The 2,838-nt window shown below is 65.0% G+C and carries 2 protein-coding genes; one reads left to right on the forward strand and one right to left on the reverse strand.

The window, feature by feature from the left end; all coding sequences use genetic code 11:
• The first annotated feature begins 404 nt into the window (after positions 1 to 404).
• Positions 405 to 2,354 carry an amylo-alpha-1,6-glucosidase gene (locus U9R81_RS18330; RefSeq protein ID WP_322496854.1) on the forward strand — a complete coding sequence of 650 codons (1,950 nt, stop codon included), beginning with the start codon at positions 405 to 407 and terminating at the stop codon, positions 2,352 to 2,354.
• A 20-nt stretch (positions 2,355 to 2,374) separates the two neighbouring features.
• Here the strand turns inward: U9R81_RS18330 and U9R81_RS18335 are convergent.
• A partial coding sequence (locus U9R81_RS18335; protein ID WP_322496855.1) for a class I SAM-dependent methyltransferase occupies positions 2,375 to 2,838 on the reverse strand: 464 nt, incomplete at its 5' end.

A 2,838-nucleotide genomic window follows, 5' to 3' on the forward strand; every position in this document is an offset into this window, starting at 1 on the left:
TGTCGCGCATACGAAGCTGCTCCCCCTCTCCCGCCGTGAGGAGGGAGAGGGGGAGCTGCCGCATCTTCGCGACCGGCACTGGTTGAGCGGAACGCCGTAGCGCCCCTCTCCCGCGTGGCGGGAGAGGGGAAGGGGGTGAGGGTGAACCGGCGCATTGCAAAGCCATCAATCATATCTGCGCTCATACGTTCTGTCCGCTCTTGCCCTCGGCGAGCGGCTATTCAGCCCCCACCCCTCCCCCGCTGAGGGAGGGGAGATATGCCCCCACTCCCGGCATCTCAACCCCTCCGGAGGAGGGGAGTTGACCTCCTCCCAGCGGGGGGGGAGGTGAACCATATCATGAACTACCACCCTTCACGTAGTGTACCATGGCTATGGAACCGTCTCAGGAAGGAGCTGCCGTTGTGTTTACCTTCGGACGCGCTTTGGGCGCCGAACCAGTCTTTGCCGCTCAGCGCGAATGGCTAGTGACGAATGGGATCGGTGGTTATGCCGCCGGTACGATTGCCGGCACGCTCACGCGCAGTTATCACGGTTTGCTGATTGCCGCGCTCGAACCGCCGCCGGGCCGGGTGCTGACATTAGCGTCGCTCGATGCGCATGTGAGCTATCTCGGCCAGACCTTTGATCTCACCACCCACCGGCGCACTGGCGAACCGGCCCGCGCTTGCCCGTGGCTCGAACGCTGGCGGCTGGAGGGAACGACGCCGGTGTGGGAATACGCGCTGGCTGATGCGCTGCTCGAACGGCGAATCTGGATGGCGCCGGGGGCCAACACCACCTACATTCGCTACACCGTCTTGCGCGCCTCGGCCCCGCTCGCCCTCCGGCTCGACGCTTTGGCGACGGCGCGTGACCATCACGCGGTGGTGCAGGTAGGCGATATTCCCTTGCTGGCTGAACCAATCGCCAACGGGTTGCGGATATGGCCGCTAGCCGGCGGACGCCATCTGCGCCTGCTCAGCGATCGAGGAACCTTTACCCCGCTCGGCGGCTGGCTTACCGATCTCTTTTTGACTACCGAAGCTGAACGCGGGCAAGCGGCGGTTGATAACCTGCGCCGGGTGGGCCGGCTCACCACCACCCTTGCGCCGGGAGAGTCGTTGTTGGTGGTCGCCACCACCGAACCCGCGGCCACCCTTGACAGCGCAGCGGCGTGGCAGTTGCGCGCCGATTACGAAGCTGCTTTGGTGCAGCGAATTGATTGGACGGACGACCCATGCGTTTTCCAGCTTGCGCTGGCCGCCGATCAGTTCATCGTCGAGCGGCCCTTGCCCGGCGGGACGCGCGGACGCACCGTCATTGCCGGTTATCCGTGGTTTACCGACTGGGGCCGCGATACGATGATCAGCCTACCCGGCTTGACCATTCCCACCCGCCGGCCAGAGGTCGCGGCAGATGTCTTGCGCACCTTCACCCAGTTTGTTGATCGCGGCATGCTGCCCAACCGTTTCCCCGATGAAGGCACAGCGCCCGAATACAACACCGCGGATGCGACCCTCTGGCTGTTTGAAGTGGTGCGCGCCCACCATGTCGCTTTTGCCGACGACGATCTGCTCGCCGAACTGTTTCCGCTGCTTGAAGAGATCATCGACTGGCATGTGCGCGGCACCCGCGATGGAATCGGGTTGGATCGCGGCGATGGTCTCTTGCGGGCCGGCACGCCGGCTACCCAACTGACGTGGATGGACGTGCGCGTGCAGGGGTGGGTGGTAACGCCGCGCGCTGGCAAGCCGGTTGAGATTAATGCGCTCTGGTATAACGCTTTGCAGAGCATGGCCGGCTTTGCCCAACGGCTGGGTCGCCCGTCCGAGCGGTATCAAACGATGGCAGCGGCGGCGCGCGCCGGGTTCAACCGGTTTTGGTATGCGAACGGCCAATATTTGTACGATGTGATCGACACGCCCAACGGTGTTGATGCAACGCTCCGGCCTAATCAGATCATTGCCGCCAGCCTGCCACACAGCCCGCTCGATCGAGGCCGCCAACAAGCAGTCGTGCGCGCTTGCGCCCAAGCCCTGCTGACCAGCGTTGGCCTGCGCAGCCTTGATCCGGCCCATCCCGATTACGCGCCGCACTACACTGGGCCGCTCTTGCAACGTGACGCCGCCTACCACCAAGGCACGGTCTGGGCATGGCTGCTTGGCCCCTACGCCAGCGCTGTCTACCGGCTTACCGGCGATCGGGCCGCTATCCACCGGTTGCTAGCGCCGTTGCTCGATCACCTCAGCGATGGCTGCATCGGCACGATCAGCGAAATCTTCGACGGCGATCCGCCCCACCAGCCGCGCGGCTGCTTCGCCCAAGCGTGGAGCGTGGCCGAGGTGTTGCGTGTGTTGTATGAAATCAAGTAGGAGCGGCGCGCCGGGCTAGCTCACTTCCGTCCGCTGACCACAAACAACACCGGGCGAGGGTCGGGTTCGGCGACAGAGCTAGCGACAAGCGGTAGACCGGCATACGCCGCCAGATCGGCGCTATCGATTAACGCCGCCTGCGCCGGTTCAGCGCCGTCGAGCAGATAGGATTGCGCTTGGGGCGCGACAAAACCGGCGCCGGCCAGCAAGAGCGTCCACTCATCAGCCAAACCATCAGCGGGAGCGAACGGCAAGACCGGCGGCAGCGCGGCCAGTAACGCTGGCGGATGGCGGCGAAGGCGTACCCAATACTCGCCCGCCGTCGCGATCAGCAACGTCCCGCCGGGCCGCAACACCCGCCACAACTCGCGCAAGGCCCGCTGCCGGTCGGTAAAGAGTTGCAGCGCGGCCACGCACCAGATCAGATCGACGCAACTATCGCGCAACGGCAACGCCTCGGCGTCGCCGGCGATGGCGGCCAAGG

This window comes from Chloroflexus sp. (genome assembly GCF_034435895.1).
Classification (GTDB): domain Bacteria; phylum Chloroflexota; class Chloroflexia; order Chloroflexales; family Chloroflexaceae; genus Chloroflexus.